The organism is Chitinophaga sp. CB10, from assembly GCA_001870995.2.
Lineage (GTDB): Bacteria > Bacteroidota > Bacteroidia > Chitinophagales > Chitinophagaceae > Chitinophaga.
This window is the reverse complement of the sequence record MLAV02000003.1, coordinates 37,074-59,986: the sequence shown is the minus strand read 5'-3', so window position 1 is coordinate 59,986 and position 22,913 is coordinate 37,074. Positions and strand designations below refer to the sequence as shown.

23 protein-coding genes are annotated in these 22,913 nt (G+C 49.1%); 13 read left to right on the top strand and 10 right to left on the bottom strand.

All coding sequences use genetic code 11. The annotated features are described in order from the left end of the window. The first annotated feature begins 7 nt into the window (after positions 1 to 7). From purH to BOC67_RS05625, 3 genes are all read left to right on the top strand, one after another. Positions 8 to 1,522: a bifunctional phosphoribosylaminoimidazolecarboxamide formyltransferase/IMP cyclohydrolase gene (gene purH / locus BOC67_RS05635; protein ID WP_291908193.1), complete on the top strand. Its 1,515-nt coding sequence runs from the start codon at positions 8 to 10 to the stop codon at positions 1,520 to 1,522. 170 nt (positions 1,523 to 1,692) lie between these two features. Then, positions 1,693 to 2,256 (top strand): sigma-70 family RNA polymerase sigma factor, encoded by a 564-nt coding sequence (locus BOC67_RS05630; protein ID WP_291908192.1) that lies wholly within the window; start codon positions 1,693 to 1,695, stop codon positions 2,254 to 2,256. A gap of 5 nt (positions 2,257 to 2,261) precedes the next feature. After that, the gene (locus BOC67_RS05625) at positions 2,262 to 3,311 is read left to right on the top strand and encodes an energy transducer TonB (protein WP_291908190.1); all 1,050 of its coding nucleotides are present in this window, start codon (positions 2,262 to 2,264) and stop codon (positions 3,309 to 3,311) included. 1 nt (position 3,312) lies between these two features. On the opposite strand, the gene BOC67_RS05620 is transcribed toward BOC67_RS05625, so the two are convergent. The 6 genes from BOC67_RS05620 to mutY all read right to left on the bottom strand — a co-directional run bounded on the left by BOC67_RS05620 (position 3,313) and on the right by mutY (position 9,161). Beyond that, entirely contained in the window at positions 3,313 to 4,686 is a 1,374-nt protein-coding gene (locus tag BOC67_RS05620; RefSeq protein WP_291908188.1) for a LutB/LldF family L-lactate oxidation iron-sulfur protein, read from the bottom strand. A gap of 66 nt (positions 4,687 to 4,752) precedes the next feature. Then, positions 4,753 to 5,322 carry a DUF3109 family protein gene (locus BOC67_RS05615; protein WP_291908185.1) on the bottom strand — a complete coding sequence of 190 codons (570 nt, stop codon included), beginning with the start codon at positions 5,320 to 5,322 and terminating at the stop codon, positions 4,753 to 4,755. Positions 5,323 to 5,398: 76 nt separating this feature from the next. After that, positions 5,399 to 5,998: a gliding motility lipoprotein GldD gene (gene gldD, locus BOC67_RS05610; RefSeq protein WP_291908183.1), complete on the bottom strand. Its 600-nt coding sequence runs from the start codon at positions 5,996 to 5,998 to the stop codon at positions 5,399 to 5,401. Between the two features lie 21 nt (positions 5,999 to 6,019). Next, complete coding sequence (gene gldE, locus BOC67_RS05605) at positions 6,020 to 7,363, bottom strand: gliding motility-associated protein GldE (RefSeq protein ID WP_291908181.1); 1,344 nt, start codon at positions 7,361 to 7,363, stop codon at positions 6,020 to 6,022. A gap of 143 nt (positions 7,364 to 7,506) precedes the next feature. After that, the gene (locus tag BOC67_RS05600; protein ID WP_291908179.1) at positions 7,507 to 7,968 is read right to left on the bottom strand and encodes a single-stranded DNA-binding protein; all 462 of its coding nucleotides are present in this window, start codon (positions 7,966 to 7,968) and stop codon (positions 7,507 to 7,509) included. A gap of 119 nt (positions 7,969 to 8,087) precedes the next feature. Continuing rightward, the gene (gene mutY / locus BOC67_RS05595) at positions 8,088 to 9,161 is read right to left on the bottom strand and encodes an A/G-specific adenine glycosylase (protein WP_291908177.1); all 1,074 of its coding nucleotides are present in this window, start codon (positions 9,159 to 9,161) and stop codon (positions 8,088 to 8,090) included. A 220-nt stretch (positions 9,162 to 9,381) separates the two neighbouring features. Between mutY and BOC67_RS05590 the strand changes: the two genes are divergently transcribed. The 4 genes from BOC67_RS05590 to BOC67_RS05575 all read left to right on the top strand — a co-directional run bounded on the left by BOC67_RS05590 (position 9,382) and on the right by BOC67_RS05575 (position 14,401). Then, positions 9,382 to 9,669, top strand: coding sequence for an HU family DNA-binding protein (locus tag BOC67_RS05590; protein ID WP_073084475.1), 288 nt, complete (start codon positions 9,382 to 9,384; stop codon positions 9,667 to 9,669). A 25-nt stretch (positions 9,670 to 9,694) separates the two neighbouring features. Next, positions 9,695 to 10,537, top strand: a complete 843-nt coding sequence (locus BOC67_RS05585; RefSeq protein WP_291908162.1) for a tetratricopeptide repeat protein — start codon at positions 9,695 to 9,697, stop codon at positions 10,535 to 10,537. A 453-nt stretch (positions 10,538 to 10,990) separates the two neighbouring features. Further along, on the top strand, positions 10,991 to 12,541 hold the full coding sequence (locus tag BOC67_RS05580; protein WP_291908160.1) for an Rne/Rng family ribonuclease: 1,551 nt from the start codon (positions 10,991 to 10,993) through the stop codon (positions 12,539 to 12,541). A 189-nt stretch (positions 12,542 to 12,730) separates the two neighbouring features. Further along, positions 12,731 to 14,401, top strand: coding sequence for a L,D-transpeptidase family protein (locus BOC67_RS05575; RefSeq protein WP_291908158.1), 1,671 nt, complete (start codon positions 12,731 to 12,733; stop codon positions 14,399 to 14,401). Between the two features lie 93 nt (positions 14,402 to 14,494). Here BOC67_RS05575 and BOC67_RS05570 read toward each other — a convergent pair whose 3' ends face one another. Further along, the gene (locus tag BOC67_RS05570; RefSeq protein WP_291908156.1) at positions 14,495 to 14,875 is read right to left on the bottom strand and encodes a RidA family protein; all 381 of its coding nucleotides are present in this window, start codon (positions 14,873 to 14,875) and stop codon (positions 14,495 to 14,497) included. A gap of 98 nt (positions 14,876 to 14,973) precedes the next feature. Here BOC67_RS05570 and BOC67_RS05565 point away from each other — a divergent pair, with 98 nt between their 5' ends. From BOC67_RS05565 to BOC67_RS05540, 6 genes are all read left to right on the top strand, one after another. Next, positions 14,974 to 15,636 (top strand): 3-hydroxyacyl-CoA dehydrogenase family protein, encoded by a 663-nt coding sequence (locus BOC67_RS05565; RefSeq protein ID WP_291908154.1) that lies wholly within the window; start codon positions 14,974 to 14,976, stop codon positions 15,634 to 15,636. 3 nt (positions 15,637 to 15,639) lie between these two features. Further along, on the top strand, positions 15,640 to 16,317 hold the full coding sequence (gene tsaB, locus BOC67_RS05560; protein ID WP_291908152.1) for a tRNA (adenosine(37)-N6)-threonylcarbamoyltransferase complex dimerization subunit type 1 TsaB: 678 nt from the start codon (positions 15,640 to 15,642) through the stop codon (positions 16,315 to 16,317). Positions 16,318 to 16,530: 213 nt separating this feature from the next. Then, on the top strand, positions 16,531 to 16,890 hold the full coding sequence (locus tag BOC67_RS05555; RefSeq protein ID WP_073084462.1) for a helix-turn-helix transcriptional regulator: 360 nt from the start codon (positions 16,531 to 16,533) through the stop codon (positions 16,888 to 16,890). 141 nt (positions 16,891 to 17,031) lie between these two features. After that, the gene (locus BOC67_RS05550) at positions 17,032 to 18,435 is read left to right on the top strand and encodes an MBL fold metallo-hydrolase (RefSeq protein WP_291908144.1); all 1,404 of its coding nucleotides are present in this window, start codon (positions 17,032 to 17,034) and stop codon (positions 18,433 to 18,435) included. Positions 18,436 to 18,672: 237 nt separating this feature from the next. After that, positions 18,673 to 19,158, top strand: a complete 486-nt coding sequence (locus BOC67_RS05545; protein ID WP_291908142.1) for a BON domain-containing protein — start codon at positions 18,673 to 18,675, stop codon at positions 19,156 to 19,158. A gap of 20 nt (positions 19,159 to 19,178) precedes the next feature. Then, positions 19,179 to 19,553 (top strand): LysM peptidoglycan-binding domain-containing protein, encoded by a 375-nt coding sequence (locus tag BOC67_RS05540; protein WP_291908141.1) that lies wholly within the window; start codon positions 19,179 to 19,181, stop codon positions 19,551 to 19,553. 68 nt (positions 19,554 to 19,621) lie between these two features. On the opposite strand, the gene BOC67_RS05535 is transcribed toward BOC67_RS05540, so the two are convergent. Genes BOC67_RS05535 through BOC67_RS05525 form a run of 3 tightly spaced genes read right to left on the bottom strand, consistent with a single transcriptional unit; the run spans position 19,622 to position 22,910 of the window. Further along, positions 19,622 to 20,506 carry a lysophospholipid acyltransferase family protein gene (locus tag BOC67_RS05535; RefSeq protein WP_291908140.1) on the bottom strand — a complete coding sequence of 295 codons (885 nt, stop codon included), beginning with the start codon at positions 20,504 to 20,506 and terminating at the stop codon, positions 19,622 to 19,624. Positions 20,507 to 20,557: 51 nt separating this feature from the next. Next, positions 20,558 to 22,156: an L-aspartate oxidase gene (nadB, locus tag BOC67_RS05530; RefSeq protein WP_291908139.1), complete on the bottom strand. Its 1,599-nt coding sequence runs from the start codon at positions 22,154 to 22,156 to the stop codon at positions 20,558 to 20,560. Between the two features lie 40 nt (positions 22,157 to 22,196). Beyond that, complete coding sequence (locus tag BOC67_RS05525) at positions 22,197 to 22,910, bottom strand: lysoplasmalogenase (RefSeq protein ID WP_291908137.1); 714 nt, start codon at positions 22,908 to 22,910, stop codon at positions 22,197 to 22,199. Between the last annotated feature and the right edge of the window lie 3 nt (positions 22,911 to 22,913).

Sequence of the window (22,913 nt, the reverse complement as noted above, 5' to 3'; positions counted from 1 at the left end):
TCCATACATGCAAAAGCAAATTAAATCAGCGCTGATCTCCGTTTTCTATAAAGATAACCTGGAGACCATTGTTAAAAAATTGGGTGAACAGGGTGTAACTATTTACTCTACCGGTGGTACGCAGAAATTTATAGAAGACCAGGGCGTGAAATGCGTAGCAGTTGAAGACCTGACTGCTTACCCGTCTATCCTCGGCGGCCGCGTTAAAACGCTGCATCCTAAAATTTTCGGCGGCATCCTGGCACGCCGCGAAAATCCGCAGGACCTGGAGCAGCTGAAACAATACGAGATCCCGGAAATTGACCTGGTGATCGTAGACCTGTATCCTTTCGAAGAAACAGTAAAAAGCACGACGGAAGAACAGGCGATCATTGAGAAAATCGACATAGGCGGCGTTTCCCTCATCCGCGCTGCTGGTAAAAACTTCAAAGATGTAGTGATCGTTGCATCTAAAGACCAGTATGCTGACCTGGAAAAAGTACTGACCGAAAACAATGGCGCTACCACCATTGAAGACCGCAGAAACTTTGCTGCTAAAGCATTTGAAGTTTGCGCTAACTACGATGTGGCCATTTCCCAGTACTTCCTCAACAACGAACCGGGCGACTACTTCCAGGTGTCCGTAAGAGAAGGACAGGTAAACCGCTATGGCGAAAACCCGCACCAGCGCGGCGTATTCTACGGCAGCCTGGACGAAACTTTCAACAAACTGCACGGCAAGGAGCTTTCCTTCAACAACATCGTGGATGTAGACGCTGCCTGCCAGCTGATCCAGGAGTTTACCGAAACTACCTTCGCTGTTATCAAACATACCAACGTTTGCGGTATCGCTTCCCGCCCGACGCTGAAAGCAGCATGGGACGCGGCCCTCGCCGGCGACAAGGAAAGCGCTTTCGGCGGCGTACTGGTAACCAACCAGCAAATCGATAAGCAAACCGCTGAATCCATCAACGAAATCTTCTTCGAAATCCTGATTGCACCGGGCTTCGACGCGGACGCGCTGACGGTATTACAGACCAAGAAAAACCGTATCCTGCTGGAGCAGAAACAGCCGGTAAAAGCCAAATACGCGTACAAAAACGTATTAAACGGCGTATTGCTGCAGGATGCCGACAACGGTAACTATAAAGAGTGGAACGACGTTGGCGCACGCCCTGCCTCCGCCGCGGAAAGAGCAGACCTGGAATTTGCCAACATCGTTTGCAAACACCTGAAATCCAACGCGATCGCCCTCGTTCGTGACAAACAACTGGTGGGTAAAGGCTGCGGACAGACTTCCCGCATCGATGCCCTCCGCCATGCCATCGAAAAGTCCAAACAGTTCAACTTTGACCTCAAAGGCGCTGTGATGGCTTCCGATGCATTCTTCCCGTTCAATGACTGCGTAAGCATTGCCCACGAAGCAGGTATCACCGCTGTAATCCAGCCTGGTGGCTCCGTTCGTGATAACGACTCCATCGAATTCTGCAAGCAGAACGGTATGGTAATGGTAATGACCGGTATGCGCCACTTCAGACACTAATGGAAGCTGCCATACCTGCACGGGGAAAACCGCTTTACATCTCCTCATAGGTATAACAGGGCCGGGTAGAAGGTACGCCTTCTTACCCGGCCCCTTTTTTATGCCTGAAAGAATTCCTATTATTGCTGCCATAACAGACCCTTAGCACGTTGTTTATTCATCAAAATATAATGAAAGACGCCACAGACGCGGACTTGATTGCGGAGTACCAACGCTCCGGCAAGCTCGACGTACTGGCCGCCCTCTACCAGCGTTACATGAACCTGGTGTACGGGGTATGCCTGAAGTATTTTGATGAAGATGCCAGCAAGGACGCCGTTATGCAGATATTCGAGGAACTGATCGGCAAGTTGAAGGTGCATGAAGTCCAAAACTTCAAAAGCTGGCTGCATGTGCTTTCCCGCAACCACTGCCTGATGAAGCTGCGGTCTATGAAAAACAGGGAATCCAAACAGGTTTCCATCGACGATAACCTCGTTATGGAAAACGGGGAAATTCCGCATCATGACCACGGAACCTCCCTGGAAGATAACCTCCAGGCCATGGAAAAGTGCCTGGAAACCTTGCCGGAAGAGCAAAAGCGCAGTGTGGACCTCTTCTACCTCCAGGAAAAAAGCTACCGGGAGGTGAGCGCCCTCACGGGGTACGATATGAATAAAGTAAAAAGCTATATCCAGAACGGTAAGCGTAACCTGAAAATTTGTATGGATCAGCACGCTGATCTGATTAAATAGACGCTATGAATAATGGGCAACAGCCATATAAAAACCAGTCAGTAAACCAGGAGCTGATCCGCCGGTATCTCGCAGGAGAGCTGGACGACAAAGCTATGCACGCCCTGGAACGCCAGGCCCTGGACGATCCGTTCCTGGCCGAGGCGCTGGAAGGTTTTGAAGCGGCCCCGCCCGATCAGCAACCCAACCTGGACGAACTGCATGCCCGCCTGAACGCCCGCGTGGCGCCGGCCCAGGCAAAAGTGCGCCCTCTGTATTACCGCTATGCGGCCGCAGCGGCCATACTGCTCCTGCTTGCTACCGGTGGTTGGTTCCTCTTCAGGGAGCCGGCCGTAAAGCCGCAGATCGCCGGTGTACCGCCGAAGCAGGCGGAGGAGCCACCGGCCGGGCAGCCTTCGCCGGCTGCGCCTTCCGCGGGGCTGGTAACGGATGCCGCCAAGGCCCCTGCCACACCTAAAGCAACACCGCCGCCAGCCGCCAGCACGCCGCAGGCGGAAACCCCGGTGCTGGCTATGCGTACGCCCCAGGCGGAAGTAATGGACAGCCAGCAGGAACCTACTTCAGCGGATTCCTTCAAAGCGCTGGCGGATAAGAGTATAGCCGCCCGCAACGAGGCTTATGCCCCCCAGGCTGCGCCGGCCATGGCTATGTACGACAGTCAGCGCGCCAAACGTACCGGCGAGCTGTTGAAAGAACGCATGCCGGGAGTGGCTGTAGTGAGCGCAAAAAAGGCGGTTTTAAGCCGGGAAAACGGGGTAGAGGTATTTACAGGGGAAAACGGTCCGGAGCCGGTAATGGGCCTGAAACCTTACCGGGAATACATTGCCATGCAAAGCGCCACTTCCGATACGGCTATCGCCGGCAGTGAAGTGTATATGGTGTTCCAGGTAAAACCGGATGGGGCTATCGACAGCATTAACGTCATAACAGGCAAAAATATAGCCGCCACGAAGGCAGCTATAAATATTATCAAGGGAGGGCCTAAATGGAAGCCTGCTGCCAATGGTCAGCCGGCGAATGTATCCATCAGGTTCTACTTCCGGACAGAGCAGTAGCTTATCTTCTTTCCTTCCAGAGCTGATTGAAGGATTTGGGAGCAAATTCCGGCAAAGCCCTGTTATCTCCCCAACTCTTGGCGAAAAACCGCTTCAGCAGGAAATTCTTCATTTTACCGCCGGCCATATTCATCATTTTCCGGCTCATGCAGCCTTGTTTCCAGGCAAACCAGGCCATCTTTTCGCTGCCGGAAGTAAAGTTTTCTTCCACGGCTTTTTGCCGGTTATGCAGCAGCAGCTCATGCAGGTTGATACGTACCGGGCAAACTTCCGTACAGTTGCCGCACAGCGATGAGGCGAAGCTCAGGTGCATATACGTGCCCATATCCTTGAGATGCGGGGTAATGACGGAGCCGATAGGGCCGCTGTAGGTAGTGCCGTAGGTATGGCCGCCGATGTTTTTATACACCGGGCAGGCGTTGAGGCAGGAGCCGCAACGGATGCAATACAGGCTTTCGCGGGCGGTGGTATCCTGGAGGATATTGGTACGGCCGTTATCCATGAGGATGACGTACATTTCATCCGGGCCGTCGATTTCGCCTTCCTGGCGCGGACCGCTGAAAATGCTGTTATAGGCGGTTACCTGCTGCCCAGTGCCGTAGGTGGCGAGTAGTGGCCAGAAGAGCGCCAGGTCGGTAATGGAAGGCAATACCTTCTCTATACCCACCAGGACGATATGCGTTTTGGGAAAGGCGGTACTGAGCCGCGCATTTCCTTCATTTTCGGTAACACAGATGGAGCCGGTATCGGCAATGATGAAGTTGGCGCCGGTGATGCCGATTTCGGCGTCGAGGTACTTTTGCCGGAGCTTTTCGCGGGCCACCATGGTGAGTTGCTCGGGGGTGAGCCCGGGATCGGTGCCCAGCTTTTCCGCGAAGAGGCGGGCTACATCCTCCTTGCTTTTATGCATGGCCGGGGTTACAATGTGGTAGGGAGGTTCCCCGTCCAGCTGTTGTATATATTCTCCCAGGTCGGTTTCTACGCAGGCAATGTTGTTGGCTTCCAGGAAGGAGTTCAGGTGTACTTCCTCTGTGGCCATGGACTTACTTTTCACGATGCTTTTGCATTGTTTGGCTTTACAGATGGCCAGGATCTCCTGTTGCACCTGCTCGGCCGTTTCAGCCCAGATCACCTTGGCGCCGCGCCTGGTGATATTCATCTCGAATTCTTCCAGGTGTTTGTCCAGGTGTTCAATTGCACGCCACTTGATGTTTTTGGCGCGTTCCCTTGCGCCCATCAGGTCCGTGAACTGTTGCTTGCCGGCTTTTACAGCCGTATTGTATTTTCCTATATTGAAATTGATAGTCTGCCGGTGACCTAGATCAGACGCTTTTTTTTCGCTCTCTTCGAGAAAGGTGGACGCTGTTTCGTGCATAAGCATATCCGATATAATGCGTAATAAAGATAGTTTATACCGGAGGAATTATGATTTATAATTTCCTCATTTGTATTGCTTCTGGGCAATATTATCCAGCACTTCATAAAATTCCGTGCCGTATTTTCTGATCAACGCATCTTTTAGAAAGCGATAAACGGGTACCTGTAAAGCTTTTCCGTTCTTACAGGCCGGTTTACAGATATCCCAGCGGTCATAATTCACCGCTTCGAAGCTTTCATATTTAGTAACGCGGATGGGGTAGAGGTGGCAGGATATGGGTTTTTTCCAGTCCACCACACCATCGTTGTAAGCCTTTTCAATCGCGCAACCCACATGCCCGTGTTCATCGATGGAAGCATATGCGCAGATGCCGCCGTTGATAATAGGCGTTACGTAGCCGTATTCCTTATCAACGGTGTTGGTGCCGGTATGTTCGATTTCGCGGATACCTTCGGGGCGCAGGTAAGACTTGATTTTTGGGTAAATTTTCTTCAGCGTTTTTACTTCAGTTTTATCGAGGGGCGCGCCGCAATCGCCCGCTACGCAACAGGCGCCTTTACAGGCGGAGAGGTTGCATACGAATTGCTCTTCAATTACTTCGTCACTAATGTACTTATCGTCGATAATAATCATTGGGTATGGTCCGGCTGTACGGTGGTACAGCAAGTTTTAGTTTCAGACCCAAAGTTACGGGAAATTGTGTGCTTTTTTAGCGCCAGCGCAGCGATTTTACCAGCTGCAGCAGGTCTTCGTTCAGGAACTTATTGACCGGCGCGAGGGAGTCGGCATTGGGGGCTGCATCAAAATACAGGGCGCCGCGGAGGAAGTGGCTGGTGGAATCCGTTACAAAAAACTGCTGGGCGCTGGCAGCGTTGCCGCCTACCTGGTAAAAGGTGCCGTACACCTTGTAGGGTGTGCTGATGGCGTTTTCGTCGATATATTCCGCCTTGTAGGTATGTTTATAGGTCATCTTAAACGCGTCGTCCACGAGTTTTTGCAGGTTGTTTTTGCCCTGGCCGATGATCTTGTAGCTGAGATATATTTTCCCGTTGAGGGTGGGGAAGTCGATATTGATCCAGTAAGGGTTTTCGGGTTTGTCGCCAAAGAAGGAAGTATCCTTCACCACGGTGGCATACTCCGGGTATTCGAAAGTGTACGGGTAGCCGGGCTGGTCAAAGGTTTTATATTTCCTTTCGGGGAAATTGATTTTGAAATAGCCTCTGGGCTTGGGAGTATAGACAGTATCACAGGCATTCAGGGCAATGAGTATTGCCAGGAATAGGATCCATGCATGGCTTTTGTTTGGCATTGGTAAGTTCTACGTTAAAGGCTATGCTTGTTCTGCAGCATCGGGCCGGATGGTTACCTGTACTTTCTGGATGCGCATTTTATTCACTTCCAGTACAGTAAAATCATAGTTGCTGTAGCTTATAACGCTGTTTTCGTCAGGAAATTTTCCGGAGAGTTCCAGTATTAAGCCGCCGAGGGAATCGCTTTCTCCTTTTACGGTTTCGAACGTATCGGCCGGGATGTTCATAATGCGGCAAACGTCGTTGAGCATGGTTTTGCCTTCGAACACGTAGGTAAAGTTATCGACTTTGCTGTAGTTGAATTCTTCTTCATCGAATTCGTCTTTGATATCGCCGATTACTTCTTCCATGATGTCTTCCAGGGTAACGATGCCGGAGGTGCCGCCAAATTCGTCTACCACTACGGCAAAGTGCATTCTCCTGCTTTGGAACTCGCTGAGGAGGTCCTCAATGAGTTTATGCCCGTGTACGAAGAAGGGCTGGCGCATTACTTCGTGCCAGTCGAAGGTATTGTCTTTATCGAGGTGAGGCAGCAGGTCTTTCGTATGGATGACGCCCACGATATTATCGAGGTTGCCTTTGTACACCGGCAGCCTGGAATAGTGGAGGTCGGCCACGCGTTTGACTACGTCTGAGAAGCTCAGGTCGTACTGGATGCCGTTCACGTCGAGGCGGCCCCGCATAATCTGTTTAACAGTGATATTACCGAATTTGAGAATGCCTTTGAGGATATTTTTTTCTTCCTGGGAGGCGGTCGGGTCCACGCTCATTTCGATGGCCTGGTCGATTTCCTGGTAGTTGACAGGGCCGGCGCTGCGGTGGAAGAATTTATCTTCTATGCTGCCGCTCATGGAAACGAAGAAATCGCTCACAGGTTCCAGCGTAGCGTGTACGATGCTGACGAACCAGGCGAAGTAGGTAGCGAAGCGTATATTGTTTTGGGCGGCCCATACCCGCGGGAGTATCTGGCCAAAGAACAGGAGTACAAACGCGATGATGGAAATGCGCACCACGTAGGAAACTACCGGCAGGGTCTGCAGGTCTTCCATCTGGGTAATGAGGAAGTTGGTGGTCAGAATGAATGCGATGCCCAGTACGATGCCGGCGATCTGCAAGGATGCCAGTAGCGATTTTGGTTTCTCCAGCATCTTGGTGATGAGTTTGCCGGAGGCATTCTGTCTGGTTTTTAAGACGTTCAAATCCTTGTAGTTCAGGGAAAAAAACGCCACTTCTGCACCTGCAACAATAAAGGTGAGTAATAATAGTACAAAAATCACCAGCGAAAACACCACGACATTAGGTGTTGCAATAACGCTGTTGGTTTGCAGGAGATAGGATATGTTGCTTGCCGGAGTGATATCCAAGTTTTACAGCTTTGATGTAACGAATCAAAAATATGGAAAATTCAGCGTGTTTACCTAGCGGGAATTTTCCATGCACGCAAATATAAGTAATGTCCGATTACGGGATTACGTCCTTATGAAAACTTAAATTTTTTTAATATTACTTAAAACGGCAGATCATCTGCGGGTTCGTTCAGGGAAGGGGGAATTTCCATGTTATTGGGGAAATTTTCTCCGGAAGCGGAACCTGAGCTGCTATGGTGAGGTATGGGGTGGTCGGTGCTGTTGAGGTCCATGCGTTTGTCGAGCATAACGAGGTTATCACCTACAACTTCAGTAGCAAATTTTTTGTTGCCTTCCTTATCCTCCCAGCTGCGGGTACGCAGGCGACCCTCGATATAGACCAGGCTCCCTTTGTGCAGGTACTTCTGCGCTAATTCAGCGAGTCCACGCCATAAAACCACTGTATGCCATTCTGTTTGACTGATGAGTTTACCTGCTCTGTCCTTGAATGTTTCTGTGGTAGCTAACGAAAATTTGGCCACGGCAATATTTCCTTCCAAAAATTGTACATCCGGGTCCCTGCCTAAATTGCCAATCAAGATTACTTTATTAACACCTCTCATAGTTGTAGGTTTTTTTAGTCTATTGATAAAAAGTTCTTCTTTTAATAAATAAACAACCTTATTAAAGTTAATATTTTTTTACAATCGGAATTCAAAAAAAAATTATTCTTCGCAGTGTGTCACAAAAGCAGTCCTGTTTTGGATTGCAGGAAGGTGGTAATCGTTTTCGGAAAGGCCAGCTTGTCCAGTGTATCCATTGGAGTTAGTTGGTAGCCGGGGAGGGCCAGCGGCTGGGCTAGCTCTATGTTAATGAATTGACTATGAATGGTTTGATGGGTAAGTTGTTGTTTAAATTGTTTGGAGATACGGGTGATCTTGTAGGGAGCGGCTCCAAAGAGCTGGCGGAATTCCGCTCCTGCCAGGAGCGCGGTGCTGTTTGCCGCTTCTTTTGATTCGATGAGTACGAATTCGTGCAGATTTTGCCAGATATCGTCTGCCGTACGTTTGCGGATATATACTTTATCCTGCCAGGAGGCGATTATATAGTTGAAATATCTTTTTTTGATCTGGAGTTTTTTTGTTTTTACGGGCAGAAGGGAAACCAGCTGTTGGTGGTAGGCTACGCATTTTTTCTGAAGCGGACAGCTGCTACATTCCGGTAGCTGGGGTTTGCACACCACCGCTCCGAAGTCCATAAGTGCCTGATTATAAGTGGCTGCATTATCTTTAGGGAGTAACTCCTGCGCCAGGTCGGAAAATTCCTTTTTCCCGGCCGTCGTGTCGATTGGCGTATCGATACCGAAGAAGCGGGAGAGTACGCGGAACACGTTACCGTCCAGCACGGCATGGGGGAGGTTAAAGGCGAAGGAGGCGATGGCGGCCGCCGTATAGGGGCCAATGCCTTTGAGGGCCTTGATCTGCTCGTGTGTACGGGGGAACTGACCATGATAGGTTTGTTGGATTTCCCGGGCGGCGGCGAGCATATTTTTACAGCGGGCGTAATAGCCGAGTCCCTGCCAGAGGCGGAATACTTCTTCCTCGTTGGCGGCGGCCAGGTCCGACACGGTGGGGTAGTGGGCAATGAAGCGTTCGTAATAGGGCCAGCCTTGTTCTACGCGGGTTTGCTGGAGGATTATTTCTGACAGCCAGATGCGGTAGGGGTCTTTTTCCCCTTTCCACGGCATAGAGCGATTATTCAGCTCCTGGTTCCAATCCAGTAATTTTTCGGTAAAAAAAAGTCGGGCGGCACGCATTTATATATTATTTTAATAAAATTATTTAGTATATTGATATGGCAAAAGAAGGCCTAAAAACCCTATGGAGGCATATCTGATGACCCTTTTCAGGGATGCAAATAAATAGAAATAATCACAATACAGGTATAAGGAAAAATAGTAAAATTTATTTGCTTAAAATTCAGCAATTAAAAATTTTAAATTAACTTTGAGAGTAAAGTAATCCTCTCGCTTTTATATGAGAAAAGCTGATTTAATTAACAACATTGCTGAAAAAACCGGCATCCCCAAGGTAGATGTGTTAGTAACGCTAGAAGCTATGTTCAAGGAAGTGAAAGAAGCACTTGCAAACGGCGAACACATTTACATCAGAGGGTTTGGCAGTTTTATCACCAAGAAGAGAGCAGCCAAGATTGGCCGCAACATCAAGAAGAACGTTGCTGTGGAGATTCCTGAGCACTTTATTCCTGCATTCAAACCATCGAAAGAATTTGTTGCTGAGGTAAAGAAGCTTAAAAGTTCTTAATTTCGCAGCCTAATTCATTTAGGCCATGCGAAAATCACAAGTTCTCCTTATTGGTGCTGCTGTAGCGTTATTGGTGGTATTATACGCCTTTGGACGTACGGTACCCAAACCGGACAAAAAAGCTATGTCAACTGCCGCTCCTATGCAGGGCGGACAGGAGGTGGCCCCTATTGCTTTTTCTGAGCTGCTCGATGCAGCCAAGAAGCGTATTCCCGCTGAAAAGCTTCTTCAAGTAAATACGATCGAAACAAATGTGGTGCGTGGGGACGTTAAGACCCAGCAAATTGCCGCATATAAAGCGCTCTACAACGCATGGGACAGCCTCAACGAGGCCCCGGTGGCTGCTTATTACCTCGGTGAAGCAGCTAAGTTGGAAAATTCCGAAAAAAGCCTCACCTTTGCAGCCAATTTATTTTTAACTCATCTGCAACACGCAGAGAATCCTGCTGTTGCCAAATGGGAAGCTGACCGGGCAATTGAATTGTTCGACGCAGCTATTGCGCTCAACCCGGAGAACGATACGCTCAAAATGTCACAGGCCATGGTGTACATGAACAGTGGCGAACCAATGAAGGGCGTAGCCAACCTCAGGGATATAGTGGCAAAACACCCGGATAATATTGACGCTCAGGTTACTTTAGCCAACCTGGCCATTACATCCGGTCAATATGATAAAGCTATTGAAAGGCTGGAAGGGGTGATGCAAAAGCATCCGGACAATGCGAAGGTCATCTTTGTACTGGCCGAATCCTACAGGAGCAAGGGAGATAAGAAGAAAGCGATCGAATTGTTTGAGAAAAGCAAGCAGTTCATGGACGATCCGGAACTGAAGAAAGAAGTAGATAGTTATATCAAAAGTATTCAATAATATTTATTTTTTCAATCATCTAAAAACGTATTAGCGTATGCCTTGCGGTAAGAAAAGAAAAAGACATAAAATTGCCACTCACAAGCGTAAAAAAAGACTGAGAAAGAACCGGCATAAAAAAGGTAAGAAATAATTACTCCAGTTTCCCGCCATTTATACTAACCAGGTATATTTAACCCGGCGCGGCGATCGGATAAAAATTTTCATATATCCTGCATGATTTTAGCTTTAATTCTTAAATTGCTAAAGTCATGCAGGTTGTTTCCATAGATCCCGCAACTGATTTCTCCGGATACTACCTGCAGTGATCGCTGAACCCTTAAGCAATCCATCACGTACGTGAAGAAATAAGCTAACTTTATAGTCAGCTAAAATCTGGTATGCAGCAAGCTGTGATATACAGTCGTGTGCATAGCCCAAAGGTGAAGTATTAAAGGTTAAAATTTTGGACGCTTGAATAAGGAACTTATTATAAATGCGGCTCCGACAGGGGTAGAAATTGCCTTACTCGAAGATAAAAAGTTAGTAGAATTACACCACGAAAGCGGCAATCCTAACTTCGCAGTAGGCGATTTATACCTGGGCAAGGTTAAAAAGCTGATTCCCGGCTTGAATGCTGCATTTGTCGACGTTGGCTTCGAAAAAGACGCCTTCCTCCATTACACGGATCTAAGCCCCTATATCCGCTCCATTCTTAAATTTACTCAACAGGCCCTCAATGATAAATCACCTGAAGGCTTTGATTTCACTAAATTTAAAAATGAACCGGAAATAGTTAAGACCGGTAAAATTACTGATGTATTGGGCGGTAAACCCAATCTGCTCGTTCAGATCCTCAAAGAACCAATTTCTTCCAAAGGACCACGCCTGAGCTGCGAAATTTCTCTTCCCGGAAGGTTTATCGTGTTAACACCCTTTAATGATATTGTTGCGGTTTCTAAAAAAATCCACTCTTCCGAAGAAAGAAAAAGACTGCAGAAAATTGTGGAAGCCATCAAGCCTCCCAATTTCGGCGTAATCGTGCGCACAGCCGCCGAAGGAAAGAAAACGGCAGAACTGCACGAAGACCTCACCACCCTCGTGGAAACCTGGAAAAATATCCAGTCCAACCTCAAAGGTGCACAGGCCCCGCAGAAAATTCTCAGTGAACAGGCTAAAACCACCAGCATCCTGCGCGACCTCCTCAACGAGAGCTTCAACAGGATCGTGATCAATGACAAGAATATATATACCGATACCAAAACGTATATCCAGAAAATAGCGCCGGAAAAACAAAATATTGTAGACTACTACAATAACGGCTCGCCTATCTTCGATAACTTCGGTATCACCCGGCAGGTAAAAGCCTCCTTCGGTAAAACCGTAAACCTCGACTCCGGCGTTTACCTGATCATCGAAGCCACGGAAGCCCTGCACGTCATTGATGTGAACAGCGGTTATAAATCATCCAGCAACAACCAGGAACAAAATGCCCTCGCATCCAACCTGGAAGCCGCCGCTGAAATTGCCCGACAGCTCCGCCTGCGCGACCTCGGAGGCATCATCATCATCGACTTCATTGATATGAAACTGCCTGAAAACAAAAAGACAGTTTTTGAAGCAATGGAGAAATTCATGCAGCTCGACCGGGCAAAGCATACCATTCTGCCTATATCCAAATTTGGACTCATGCAGATCACCCGCCAGCGCGTGAAACCTGAAGTGACCATCTCCGTGGCCGAAGATTGCCCTACCTGTAAAGGAACCGGTAAAATCGGCGCTTCCATGCTTATCATGGACGATATAGAGAAAAACCTGCAATACCTGATCAATCACCAGCACAAAGGCCTGAGCATTCACGTACATCCAATCCTCTTTGCTTACCTCACTAAAGGATTCCTGACATCCAAACAGTGGAAATGGTACTTCCAGTTCAAGAAATGGATCAAAGTAAAAGCCGACGCTAATTACCACCTCACGGAATACCGTTTCTTCGATGCGAACGAAGAAGAAATAAAGCTTTAAACAATCAGATGCACCAATAAGTTATTAAAGGGAGATGTAACCACGGTTACCTCTCCCTTTAAATTTTTATAACATGCACCTCCCGGCATCTTTAACTCAATTAAATTCATACATTTACGCAATCGATCACCCCTTTATTCAGGCATCGGAATTGTCATGTTTATTTGTTGAACCACATCCATAACTCATATGAATCTACGTTTTTATACCTCAATGCTCCTCCTGTTCATCCTTGCCTTTGCCGCATGTCAGCAGAACGGCGGCCAGCGAAAACGCCTGAAAGCAAGAGATACCGTCCATTACAGCAAGGAAGAATATATCGAACGCACGCTCGACAGCAACCAGCTGAATACCTTCCTCGCTGCGCACCCGACCTACCAGCCCTACGCTGAATTCATTAAAAATTTCTACAGTCAGCGGAATTATCACTACGCCTGGATCAATAAGGAAGGGCTCACCGAACAGGCAGGGAACTTCATCAATATGATGAAAAACGATGCCGCCTTCGGAATTAAAGACAGCTCCGTAAATACGCCGGAACTTCGTATGCTGATTGATACCCTGGAACTGAGCGACTCCAGCCTGGCCGCCAATGCCGGCGAAATCCCCCGGGTGGAAATGATGCTGACCTCCCAGTTCTTCAGCTATGGCAATAAGGTATGGGGCGGCCTCACGAGCGATAATGCCAAGGACCTGGAATGGTTCATCCCCCGGAAGAAACTGGATATGTCCAGCCTGCTGGACTCCATGATCACCGGGTCAGGTAATATCGAGACCAACGCGCCGGTTAACCCGCAGTATAAAATGCTCCGGGAGCGACTGAAACAATTGGCCGTGATCAATGAACATGTAAAATGGGATACCCTCCCGTCTCCCCCTAAAAACCTGAAAAAAGGAGATAGCTCCGCCCTGGTAGCAGCGGTCAAACTGCGGCTGCAAGCCTATGGCGACCTGCCCGGGCACGATTCCTCCGGCATTTTTGACCAGGCTACGGACACGGCCATACGAAATTACCAGGTACGTATGGGACTTAAGGAAGATGGGCTGATATCTCCCGCAGTCATAAAATCCCTGAATGTGCCGGTGGCACAACGTATCCGGCAGGTGCTGCTCAACATGGAGCGCCTCCGCTGGGTAGCCGTGGAACCGCCTAAAACCTATATCCTTGTGAATGTGCCTGAATTTAAGATGCACGTTTACCAGAATGGTAAGCTCGACTGGAGCTGCAACGTGGTGGTAGGCACGCCGGGCGCCAATACCGTTATTTTCAGCAATGAACTGAAATATATTGTATTCAGCCCTTATTGGAATGTACCGCCGGGCATCCTCTCCAAAGAGGTGCTGCCGGGTATCAAACGCAGCGGCAGCTCCTATCTCGCACGGCAAAACATGGAGATCGTAGGCGCCAGCGGCAAGCCGATTTCCCCCGGCTCCATTAACTGGGGCAAGTACTCCGGCGGAAATTTCCCTTACGTGGTACGCCAGCGGCCCGGAGGTAAAAACTCCCTTGGCAAGGTGAAATTCCTGTTCCCGAACGAATACAATATCTACCTGCACGATACGCCTGCGAAGTATTTGTTTGAGCGCGACAAACGCTCCTTCAGCCACGGTTGCATCCGCGTGGAAGAGCCCAAGCACCTGGCCATGTGGCTGCTGCGAGACGACTCCACCTGGACGGAGCAAAAAATTGACGAGGCCATGAATGCCGGTAAGGAAAAATATGTGACCCTGAAAGAGAAAGTACCGGTGTTTATCGGCTACTTCACCGCCTTTGTGGATAGCCAGGGGCGCCTCAATTTCAGGGACGATGTGTATGGCCACGATGCCAAGCTGGCGGCCACTTTATTTGGAAAGAACTAAGAAAGAAAGGCATAAAAAAAATCCCGCTCACGGAGCGGGATTTTTTTTGTCCGCACAGCGGTTGTTTTTGGGCAACGCTGCGGGGAAAATCTCTTACTGTACCGCAATCACGGAAATCTCCACGTTCACGCCTTTAGGCAGGGCAGATACCTGTACGGTTTCGCGGGCAGGGTAGGAGCCCGTGAAATAGCTGCCGTACACTTCATTGACCTGTGCGAAGGTGTTCATATCCGTAATGAAAATCGTGCTTTTTACCACGTTGTCGAAGCTCATACCAGCTTCCGTGAGGATAGCCTGGAGGTTCTTCATGACGAGGTGGGTTTCATCCACCACACCGCTTTTTACGAGTTCGCCGGTAGCAGCGTTCAGGGCGATCTGACCGGAAATATAAAGGGTGTTACCAGCTTTCACAGCCTGGTTATATGGCCCGATAGGAGCAGGGGCGTTTTGGGTATTGATAATTTGCTTTTCCATGAAGGCGAAAGTATAAAATAAAAAGGTTCAAAGCCAGTGGGGCCATGGAGTTGCGTGATAATTAATGATTCTTTATTAGGTTTGCTGAAATTTTACGCATGAATATCCTGGTAATTGCAGACGCCCAGCGGTATGAGGAGTTGCAGGAGAAAGGCCTGGGAAAAAATGAGGTACAGTGGAAAACCAACCTGGAAGATGTTTTATCTGTAAAGGCGTTTGACCTGGTAATAGATACCCTGTTTGACGACAGGCTTTCCAACGCGGCCATTTATGCGCGTAACCCGGAAGTGCCGGTGCTGGCCTGTATGGTAAAGGTATCCCTGGCGGAAACGATGAACCATACTGCTTTTGAGCAGGGATTTAACATCATGGGCTGTAACCTGTTGCCGGGTTTTATTACCATGCCGGTAACAGAGGTTTCCGTGCTGGACGAAACGCAGTACAGCACCCTGGATAATATCATGTACCAGTTGGGTTGGGAGTACAGGGTGGTAGCGGATGCCGTAGGGCTGGTGACGCCCCGGGTGGTATGCATGATCATCAACGAGGCCTACCTGACTGCGGAAGAAGGCACGGCTTCCCGCGAGGATATTGACATCTCCATGAAACTGGGCACCAATTACCCGTTCGGGCCTTTTGAGTGGTGCGAGCGGATAGGGGTAAAAAATGTTTATGAAGTCTTGAAAGCAGTGCAGGAAAGCGCCAACGACGGCCGTTTTGAAGTAGCTGCCTTATTAGAAACCGAATACGAAGCAATATAGAACATGGCACTGATAATAAATATCGATACTGCAACAGCAAGAGGGTCCGTAAGCCTGGCCCGCGATGGTAAAGTAATCCAGACCCTCGCCAGTGAAGAGCAGCGGGATCATGCAGCTACGATGGTATTATTCATTGAGCAATTGCTGAAAGAGCAGGGGATCAACCCCGCTACGCTGGATGCGATTGCCGTAAGTGCCGGCCCGGGTTCGTACACGGGTTTACGTGTGGGAGTGGCTACTGCCAAAGGCCTGTGCTATGCCTGGGAAAAGCCGCTGATCGCGGTTTCCACGCTGCAAATGATGGCGCAGGGCATGCTGCTGCAACAACCGGAGGAAAACGTGCTGTATTGCCCGATGCTGGATGCGCGCCGTATGGAAGTTTTTACCGCGGTGTACAACCACCGGCTGGAAGAGGTCTTGCAGCCGCAGGCGATGATCCTGGAAGAGCATTCATTTAAAGAGCTGTTAGCCCAACATAAAATTGTTTTCTTTGGAGACGGTAGTCCAAAGTGGCGTCAGCTGCTGCCTGCAGCAGGCAACGCCGCGTTTGCCGAATACACGATGAACGCCGGCGATATGGCCCCGTTATCAGAGGCGGCCTATACGTCAAAATCCTTCGCAGACCTCGCTTATTTCAGTCCTTTTTACCTTAAACCGTTCTTTTTCCCTAAAAAAGCATAGCACGGACGTGTGATACTGTCATAATTCTGTCAAATTACATCTTTTTTGCACGTATCTGGCGGATATATATGAAAAAATAAGGTATAGAAATTTTTTTTATTGTGACAGATATTATATTTTTGTATAAATCGATAACCACAATTGTTGTCTAACTGTTTGTGTGTACTGTCCGTTGATCCCTTTCATTTCATCATTTTTTAAAACTATTATGCGATGGAAAAAACATTATTAACTACCTCTTCTAATACTCTTATTATTTCTAGAGGTAACAATGAAAAAGACCAGATCAAATTGGATTACATTGCCGTTAAAAAAGCCGCTATGGTTTTGCGTGCTATCAACCATAAGCTGCGCCAGCAGATGATTAAGCTGCTGGAGGATCATAAAAAAATGACTGTGACTGAGATTTATGTGAAATTGCGTCTGGAACAATCGGTAGCATCACAGCATCTCGCCATTTTAAGGCGGGCAGGCATCGTAATTACAGAAAGAGATGGCAAGTTCATTCACTACACTATCAACAAGCAACGCATTGCTGAAGTGGCTAAATTCGTGGAAGAACTCGTAGGTTAATAATACCGTATAACTGCCACGCAGGTTATGCAGAGAAAGTATATAAAAAAGTAGCCATACGGCTACTTTTTTATTTTAGTATAGATTTTATCCATACTTCCGCCAGCCATATAATTAGTAAATTTGTGAAAATCAAAAACCATGTTCGTAAAGCAATTATACACCAACTGCTTATCAGAGGCGGCTTACTTCATTGAATCCAATGGGGTAGCGGCTGTGATTGATCCGCTGAGGGATATTGAAGTGTACCTGGAGCTGGCCAAAGAACGCAACGCCACCATTGAATACATTTTTGAAACGCACTTTCATGCGGACTTTGTTTCCGGCCACCTGGAGCTGGCTAAAGCCACCGGCGCCAAAATAGTTTTCGGGCCGGATGCCGTTACTAACTTCAACGCATATATTGCCAAAAACAACGAGGAATTCAAAATAGGCGAACTCACTGTGAAGGTGCTGCATACGCCTGGTCATACCCTGGAATCCTCCTGCTACCTCTTACTGGACGAACAACAGCAGCCATACGCTGTATTTACGGGCGACACGCTGTTTGTGGGCGATGTAGGCCGTCCGGACCTTTTCAGCGGCAACCTGACCAAGGAAGAACTGGCCGGTATGTTATACGAATCGCTGAATAATGTCATCAAGACCCTGCCGGATAACGTGATCGTTTATCCTGCGCATGGTCCGGGTTCCGCCTGCGGTAAAAACCTGGGGCCTAACACTTACAGCACCATCGGCGAGCAAAAGGAAAGCAACTATGCCCTGCTGGCTACCGATAAGGCAAAGTTCATTGAAGAGGTGACCAGCGGCTTGTCTACGCCACCTTCCTATTTCCCGATCAATGCGAAAATCAACAAGGAAGGATATGATGCGCTTACGGCCGTTATGGAAAAAGCCATGCAGCCCCTCACGCCTGCTGAGCTGAAGGCGAAAGCAGCTGCGGGTGCGCTGATCCTGGATACGCGCCCTGCCACTGAGTTTGGAGATGGTTTTGTACCCGGTTCCGTAAGCATTGGCCTGGAAGGGCGCTTTGCGGAATGGGCGGGCAGCCTGCTGCCGTTTGACCAGGACATCGTGCTGGTAACGCCTCCCGGTAAAGAAGAGGAAACCGTAGTAAGAATGGCCCGTGTAGGTTTTGAAAACGTGGTGGGTTACCTGGAAGGCGGATTTCCTGCATGGGAAGCAGCCGGCGAGCAAAAAGACCTCATCATCACCGTAGAGCCGGATGAACTGGCCATGGACATCCCGCATGACGAAAACCTCGTTATCCTCGATGTACGCAAGCCTGCTGAATTTGCCAGCGGTCATATCAAAGATGCCGTAAACCTCTCCCTGATCGACATGAAGGATCCTGGCAATCTGGCCGATATGGAAGATAACCTGAACTTCTACGTACATTGCCAGGGCGGCTACCGCAGCATCATTGCCTGCTCCCTCCTGAAAAGGGAAGGTATCCACAATATCCGCAACGTAGAAGGCGGCTATGCTAAAATGAAAGATCAAAAAGGACTGGTGGTAGTACAGGAAAAACCTGCGCTGAACTAATTCCTTTCTGCAAAGAATACACACGGGAGTTACCCGTTGCCACGGCAACAGGTAACTCCCGTTCTTTTACCCGCTTGCCTTATCCTCCCTTTCCCGTGACGGCCAATAAATAAACCCAAGTTCTAATATTGCGGATTAATTGGATATGTAAGGTTGATTTACAATAAGTTAAAGCGCAAAAAAATTGTCCATTCCGCGGTTTATCCTTAACTTCTATGGATAAAAAAACACCCAGTCATGAAGAGAAAATCCTTACTTGTTGCCCTGATCTTATCTATGGGCGTATTTATGTTTGCCTGCAAACCTTCTGACAGCAAAATTCAACAGGCAGTTAATGAAAAACTGAGCGCCATCCCCGGCATCTCTGCGAATGTTAAAAACGGGGTGGTCACCCTCTCCGGAGAAGTATCCGATGAAGCCGCACGTTCCGCCGCAGAAGATGCGCTCAAGGACGTGAAAGGCGTTAAGTCTGTGGATAACAAAATCATGGTCAAAGCGCCGGAACCTGCCCCAGCTCCGGTAGTGATTAACCCGGACGATCTGCTGAAACGCTCGCTCGATTCCGCTTACGCAGCAGCAGGTTTTTCCGGCATCTCCGTTACCATCAAAGATGGCGTGGTGACGCTGGATGGAACAGCCTCCAAATCAGACCTGCAAAAGATTGTACGTACTGCGCAGGAATCCAGGCCTAAGAAAGTTGTGAATAACATCAAAGTTAAATAACCCTTTAAATCCTTATTGTCATGAGTTTACAGGACAAATACCAGGAACTGATAAACCAGGCTAAAGCAGCCGGTGTTGCTGATCTGCAGGTAAGAGAGCAGGATAATGTACTCTACATTGATGGTTCAACCACCGCTGCGGTAAAGGACCAGCTGTGGGATACCTACGAAAAACTGGACCCTGAAATGCGTTCCGCTGACGTGGTGATGAACCTCACCGCCACCGACGCTGCAAAAGAAGAAAAGATCTACGAAGTGAAATCCGGGGATAACCTGAGCAAAATTGCCAAAAACTATCCGGGCGTATCCTGGAAGGATATTTACGAGGCAAATAAAGACCAGATCAAGGATCCCAACCTGATCCACCCCGGCCAGAAGCTGAAGATCCCGTCATAAAGACTGACATACTTTCCGTATAAACGAAATGGGGCCATTGGCCCCATTTTGCTTTATGGTAAGCAGCGTTACTGCTTTTTATGATCTTCCCTGATATAATCCTCATACCGGTGTTTCCACCTCCTGTGGCTCCATACCCATACTTCCGGCTGCTCGTGGATATTCTTTTCCAGGAATCGTACAAAGCTCTCCGTGATCCTGCCTGGCGGCTCGCTGGCAGGGTCTTCGAACTGCAGCTGTAAGGTGGCGTTATAGTAGCCGCGCTTAGGCTTGCGTATATCCACGAATACAACGGGGATATTATGGCGTTTGGCGCTCATTTCAGGCCCTTTGTAGAAAGGCGTCATCTTGTTCAGGAATGGGTACCATAAACAGCTGCGGGGATTGCCGGGATTCTGATCGGCCACCAGGGCAATGAGGTATTGCTTATCCAGCCAGGGTTTGATGCTGTTGCCCATATCGTTGGCCGGCAGCAGGATGGAACCCGCTTTTTCCCGGAAATGCCGGAAGAGCCTGTCCGCCGCTTTGTTGGTCAGCGGCATGTACACTACCAGGAAGGGGAAATCCACGCCCTGCATGCAGAAAACGTTGGCCCACTCCCAATTGAAATTATGCCCCAGGTGCATCTGGCAGCTTTTGCCTTTGGCATAGAGTTCCCGCAGGACGGTGAGGTCGCAGATGAAACGCTTTTGCAGCTGCTTTTTGCTCATGGTAAGCAGCTTGATGGTTTCCACCATCATATCCGTAAGGTTATGGTAGTATTTTTTGGCGATGCCGGTAATTTCGGCGTTGGATTTATCGGGAAATGCCTGCCTCAGATTCTCATAAACTACTTGTTTCCTGTATCCCACCACATGGTATATCAGCAGGTAAAGGAAGTCACTCAGCAGATACAACACACGTAATGGCAGTAGGGAAATTCCGTAAAATATAACCAGAAGTATATAGTACATGCTGCCTTTCATTAAATTGATAGCAAAGGTAATGAAAACCAGTCTATAGCCTTAGAGTACTATATTCTGCAACAGCTCGCACTTATACGGATAATCCGTGTTGTAGTGCAGGCCGCGGCTTTCCTTACGGAAGGCGGCGCCTTTCACGATCAGGTAGCCTACCGTGATCATATTCCTTAGCTCGCAGAGCTGGGGAGATACTTCGGTTTTTTCGTACAGGTCTTCCGTTTCCTCGTGGAGCATATCGAGGCGGCGGATGGCTCTTTCCAAACGCACATCGGTACGCACGATACCTACGTAGTCGCTCATAATCTGCTTCAGCTCCTTGAGGCTCTGGGTGATGAGGATCATTTCCTTGGGGGCGGTGGTGCCGCGTGCGTCCCAGTCGGGCACATTTTCCTTGAAATTGATGCTGTCTATCTTGCTGGTAGCGTCCATGAAGCAGCGGTGCGCAAATACCATGGCTTCCAGCAGGGAGTTGGAGGCGAGCCTGTTGGCGCCGTGTAAACCGGTGCTGGCGCATTCCCCGCAGGCATACAGGTTGCGGATGGAGGTGAGTCCCCATTCGTTGGTCTTGATGCCGCCGCAGCTGTAATGAGCCGCCGGGGCCACGGGGATCATCTGCTCCCGCACGTCGATGCCGGCCGCCTTACAGGTTTCGTAAATATTCGGGAAGTGATGGATAAACTTCTCCATATCCATGTGCCGGCAGTCGAGGTACACATACTCCGTACCGGTGATCTTCATTTCGCTGTCGATAGCGCGGGCCACGATATCGCGTGGTGCGAGCGACAGGCGCGGGTCGTATTTATGCATGAAATCCTCCCCGTGGATATTGCGGAGTATGCCGCCATCGCCGCGCACGGCTTCGGTGATCAGGAAGGAAGGGCTTACGCCTGGCTGGTACAGGGCGGTAGGGTGGAACTGGATAAATTCCATGTTCTCGATCCGGCCTTTTGCGCGGTACACCATTGCCACGCCATCGCCGGTAGCGATAGTTGGGTTGGTGGTGCTGCGGTACACCTGGCCGTTGCCACCGGTAGCCAGCAAGGTTATTTTGGACAGGATCTTTTCGATCTTGTTGGTGTTGCGGTTCAGCACATACACGCCGAAGCACTCGATGTCCGGGGTTGCTTTGGTGACCAGGTAACCCAGGTGGTGCTGGGTGATGAGGTCAATCACGAAGCAATGCGTTACCAGCTCAATATTGGGGCGCTGGTGAATGGCTTCCAGCAGCGCTCTTTCGATTTCCTTGCCGGTAACATCCTTGTGGTGGATGACGCGGAAGACGGAGTGCCCCCCTTCGCGGCCCAGGCTAAAATCCCCGTTGGCCGTTTTATCGAAGTTGGCGCCCCATTCGATGATCTCGTTGACCCTTTCCGGCCCTTCCGTTACTACGATCTCCACGATGCGGGGATTGCAAAGTCCGTCGCCGGCGATCAGCGTATCATCGATGTGCTTTTCAAAGCTATCGTTTTCCAGATCGTTCACTACCGCCACGCCACCTTGTGCATACTTGGTGTTGGTTTCATCTTCCCTGCTCTTGGTAATGATGGTAATCTTTTTGTCAGGACACTGCTGCGATACTTTCAGCGCATATGTGAGTCCTGCAATACCGGATCCTATGACAAGAAAATCTGTTTGCTGCATAAGGCAACAAAAGTACGAATTAAGCTGAAAGCTAATAGCGCTAAATTGATGAGTGTTCCTTTTGCAGCAAAGGGTTGAAATACATGACTGCGCCGGTCACCAGCAGCCACTGTGCAAGGCCGTAGGTGATCATCACCAGCACGCCGTTGGCCGGGAGGGGCGCTACGAATTTGCCGAGGGCAATCAAACTGTCCGACAGCAGGAAGAGGACGGCGCCGCTTACGCAATAGGGCCCGGCCTTCTGCCAGCCGTGGTGGAACGCATGCAGGCTGCTTTGCACGGTAATGCAGATGGTAATGGCGTAAATGATTACGGGAATCTTCAGGTCGCCCAGGGAGGGCAACAGGTAAATAATGAACCCGATGAGGAATGCGGCGTTGAGAAATATCCAGGGATACTTGCACAGCGGTACCGGCGGATTGCTGTAGCGTATCTTCAGGAAAAAGGCGATATACATGAGATGGGCCAGCCAGAAGCTGCCAAGTCCGCCGAGGAAATAAGCCGGGTTCAGCTGGTCGAACATCAGCAATACATCCCCTGTAAAGGAGAACAACAACGCGAGTAAGAGGAATGGCAGATAACTGCGTTTAATGAAGCCACTTTCCGACAGGACGTACATACCTAATACGACCGTGAGCAATGGTTTGGTAATGTAGCGTGGAACGGGCAACTGCTGCGCAGTGAAGATGATATCTCCCAAAAAAATAAAACTATACACCAATAACCATTTGGAACGAAAGAGAGGCGCTATCATGTG